Here is a 3,919-nt window from a genome sequence, read left to right as displayed (position 1 = left end):
CGTTGTTTCTTTGGTAATCGATACTCCCGGACATGATATTATTTACTTTTCCAGACAAGACTCTTTAACTGGAAGCCCAACATGGCGTCCACTGGGCGCAGTATGACCAAGCAGCTTATCTCCAGGCTTTAATTCTGTGACATTCAGGACTTTACCACCAGGTCCAAGAACTCTTACATGCCAATCGTCTTGGACAATCACATTTACCGGAATTCCAGATTGAGACACTGCATCGATACTGAGTAGAGGACGAACTTCTATCTTCATCCTGCCTACAACTATTTCTCGTGCCTTGCCATCACAATTTACTCCTAATACTTTGTGTCCTGAACTGAGCTCACTAAGATAATTAGTTTGACTAACACTAGACACTAAATAAGAATGTATAGCACCAGCATTGACTCGGAAAGGACGAGTTGGCATGTAGGGCAGTGGATGGGTCTCGCTGCTAACTAAAATCATTCCTTGGGAATAAGAACCAATGAGTATACCTTCATCTTTGGCAAAGTTAGAACAAGTATCTACACAAGCCCGCTCTCCCATTCCAATATGGGAAATTTTTATTACTTCAAGTTCTTCCAGTGAAACTTCCAAATTGTTGGCCTTACGACAGAGTTGCCCAAGCTCCCTGGCATCGATAATCCCGTTAGGGGTTAGCATGACCCCATGTGATCCTTTTTCTAAGACCCCCAGGACAATTTCTGCTTCCTGAATATCTTTGACAACGGTAATTATTTGGCCATCCGTGTTGTCCGCTGATGCTAAAACAATCTCCAGAGGAATTTTTGTGGGGTCTTTAAAATAGATGACAGCCCATTTTTACTGTCTAGCTATCTTACAAGCAGTTTGTAAGGTTTCGTCGTCGATAACATGAATAAAAAATCCAATTTCTGCTTTAGATTTGTAGGTTTCTGGTTGAGTAGTTATTTCAGAATACCAGGAATGATCAAACAGTAATATATCGGCGTTATCGATACATCCTTCTGCTTCTTCTGGGCTGTCTACAAAAGCAATGCGAGAGACAGAATCATGACAATCCATGACTGGACTTGATGAATCAACTACCACTCCATTGATATCAGAATTTAGAGACCCACACAGTGCTTTATAGTCAACATCATTAAAGCTTCTTAGGTCTAACCAAGATAATTTCATTACGCTACCTCCTTGATGGCAAACTGATAGGGATTACTGATAACTTTGGCAATTTCTTGAGAAATGAATGAGGGATTACTGTGTTGAAATATATTTCTACCAACAGCAACGCCTTTACCGCCAGCCTTGATGGCATCTTTGATCATCGATAAGATCGAGCTATCTGCATTGCTCTTTGCTCCTCCGGCAACGATAACAGGGATGTCAACGGCATTAACAACTTGTTTAAACGATTGAACATCGCCAGTGTAGTTAACCTTGACAATATCTGCTCCTAGCTCCCAGGCCAATCGGGTTGAGTGAGCGATCGCATCTGCATCGTACTCATTTTTAATCTTCTCTCCTCGTGCATAAACCATTGCTAGCAATGGCATACCCCATTGATGACAGGCGGCTGAGATTTGGCTGAAATCTTTGAGCATACGGTATTCATCGTTTGCCCCAAGATTAACGTGAATTGAAACTCCATCTGCACCAAGCTTAATGGCTTGTTCAACACTACTGACTAGATGTTTGGAAGATGGATCGGGAGATAGGTTCGTTGACCCAGAAAGATGCAAAATTAACGATATATCTTTCTGAATTAAACCTGGATGAATTGCCCGAGCTATCCCTTGATGAGCAACAATTGCACTAATGGTTTTCTCCGGTAACGATCTGATAAATTGATGAACTTTTGCCAGACCACTAACCGGACCCAGTGTAAACCCATGGTCAATTGGGACTATAAAATAGTTGTCTAATCCTTTGAGAATTCTTGCCAAACGATAATTTTTACCAAGAGACATAACAGACTCCTTTTGAATCGATTACAGGATGTTGTGTTTTCCAAAATCGTCAGCTGTCAGCCGTTGGCCGTTGGCCACGCTACGCGAACAGCTGTCAGCCGTTAGCTTAAAATAAACCTGTTTGGCCTATGGCCACGCTACGCGAATAGCTTTCCGTAACAGAGATTAAACGAATGCTTACCTCTTTTATTCAAAACAGTTTCCTCCTCAATAACCGTGCGCATAAGCTGATAGCTGATAGCTGATAGCTGATAGCTGCATGCTTACTGGAAAACTAACTTTTAGTGTTTCATGGCACTTAGCTCAATCTCGATATTTCTATCGTGCCTGACACTGACAAACCGAAAGTCTCAGTTTTTGCCTCAGTTTTTGTCTTAGTAACTGAAACTCAGGTGAGCTGCCTGGTTTTTTTTTGAGTAATCTCAGGAATTTCTTAGATTTGGCTCAGGTTTAACTTAACAGGATAACTTATATAGCCAAGGGAATAGGGAGTCGGGAGTCAAGGGCACCGAGGGAGTAGGGAGTGGGGAACTGTATTTTTACAACCAGCTCTGCTAGTCTAGAACTTAAACCGGTTTGTCTCAGTTTTTGTCTCAGTGGTTTCAGTTATGCTGTGTTTCTGAGATTTTTCTCATGTTTCCCTCAGATTTCCTCTTCCCTAACTAATTCCATAACTTTCCATAACATTTCTACATTGCGCGGCTTTTTGGTCACCCATACATTAAAGAGTTAGGTATAGTGATGGCTGGATTAGGGATGGTGCCATAGCGATCGACCCCATGGATTGGGGGTTAAGCAAAGCAAGATAGTGGAGTTATGATGAATTCCGTGCGAGCATCTGAATCAGGACTTAAATTAGTAGACCAAGCTAGACGTCAGAAAAGATGGAACAAAACAGCGGTAGCTTGGTATACCAGTGCATTTACCTCTAGGGCAACCTTAAACCGATTTTGGGGCAGACAGTCAATTCGTACTGACACCTTCATGGCCATTTGTAGTGCTGTAGGTCTTGATTGGGAAAAGGTAGTTGAGCCGGATGAGATTGAGATAGATCAGATGGAGCTAACAGCGCTATCGACAACTGCTCTGGCTGGAATTGGACATCTTGATTGGGGTGGAGCTCCAGAACCGAGGAGTTTCTACGGTCGGATGCAGGAACTGAATACCCTACAGGAATGGATTCTACAGGACAACTGCTGCCTGGTGGCACTTCTAGGGATGGGGGGAATTGGCAAAACCACCTTGGCTGTGAAGTTAGCCCATCTGCTACAGGATAAATTTGAGTTTGTGATGTGGCGCAGTCTACGGAATGCTCCGCCCCTAGAGGAAGTCCTGGCAGACATGATTCAATTTCTGTCTGTGCAGCAGGAAACGAATTTACCATCGTCTGTGGATGGCAAAATTTTGCGATTGATTCAGTATTTACAGACGGCGCGTTGCCTGCTGGTTCTTGATAATACCGAATCGATCCTCGAAAGTGGTTCTCGCACCGGTGGCTATCGAGAGGGATATGCTGGATACGGTGAGCTGCTGAGAACTATTGGGGAAACCTCCCACAACAGCTGCCTAGTGATGACCTCCCGAGAGCCACCTCAAGACTTGACCATTCTGGAGGGGGAAGCCTTACCGGTTCGCTGCTTCCCACTCAAAGGTTTAGCAGAAAGCCACGGACAGGAAATCTTTAAGGAAAAGGGACATTTTATTGGGGATGACACCGAATGGATGACCCTAATTGAGCGTTATGCCGGAAATCCTTTAGCCTTAAAGATGGTAGCCTGTGCAGTCAGAGACTTTTTTGATAGCAATATTGCTCAGTTTCTGGATTTTTTAAAGGAAGGCTCATTCATTTTTGATGATATTCGGGATTTACTAGATCGGCACTTTCAGCGCCTTACCTCCACAGAAAAGGAACTGATGTACTGGCTAGCTATCAATCGGGAACCCATTTCTCTTGAAGAACTGCAAGAAGACTTTGT

General features: G+C 43.4%; 4 protein-coding genes. 1 reads left to right on the top strand and 3 read right to left on the bottom strand.

The features are described from left to right. Positions 1 to 42: 42 nt before the first annotated feature. The 3 genes from F6K38_RS33590 to F6K38_RS33580 are packed head-to-tail and all read right to left on the bottom strand — an operon-like array spanning position 43 to position 1,943. Positions 43 to 807, bottom strand: a complete 765-nt coding sequence (locus F6K38_RS33590; protein ID WP_287359440.1) for a 3-dehydroquinate synthase II family protein — start codon at positions 805 to 807, stop codon at positions 43 to 45. A gap of 12 nt (positions 808 to 819) precedes the next feature. Continuing rightward, positions 820 to 1,155 (bottom strand): hypothetical protein, encoded by a 336-nt coding sequence (locus F6K38_RS33585; protein WP_008185393.1) that lies wholly within the window; start codon positions 1,153 to 1,155, stop codon positions 820 to 822. Further along, positions 1,155 to 1,943, bottom strand: coding sequence for a 2-amino-3,7-dideoxy-D-threo-hept-6-ulosonate synthase (locus tag F6K38_RS33580; protein WP_008185392.1), 789 nt, complete (start codon positions 1,941 to 1,943; stop codon positions 1,155 to 1,157). Before F6K38_RS33580 ends, F6K38_RS33585 begins: the two co-directional genes overlap by 1 nt. 816 nt (positions 1,944 to 2,759) lie before the next feature. Here F6K38_RS33580 and F6K38_RS33575 point away from each other — a divergent pair. Further along, positions 2,760 to 3,919 (top strand): NB-ARC domain-containing protein (locus F6K38_RS33575; protein ID WP_287359435.1); only part of this gene is annotated, 1,160 nt, incomplete at its 3' end.

Origin of the sequence: Moorena sp. SIO3B2 (assembly GCF_010692525.1) — a bacterium.
GTDB lineage: Bacteria > Cyanobacteriota > Cyanobacteriia > Cyanobacteriales > Coleofasciculaceae > Moorena > Moorena producens.
This window is presented reverse-complemented; position numbering and strand designations above follow the sequence as displayed.

Excerpts from the sequence above, each read along its gene's own strand:
- F6K38_RS33585 (WP_008185393.1), bottom strand. The coding sequence starts at position 1,155 with ATGAAATTATCTTGGTTAGACCTAAGAAGCTTTAATGATGTTGACTAT.
- F6K38_RS33580 (WP_008185392.1), bottom strand. The coding sequence starts at position 1,943 with ATGTCTCTTGGTAAAAATTATCGTTTGGCAAGAATTCTCAAAGGATTA.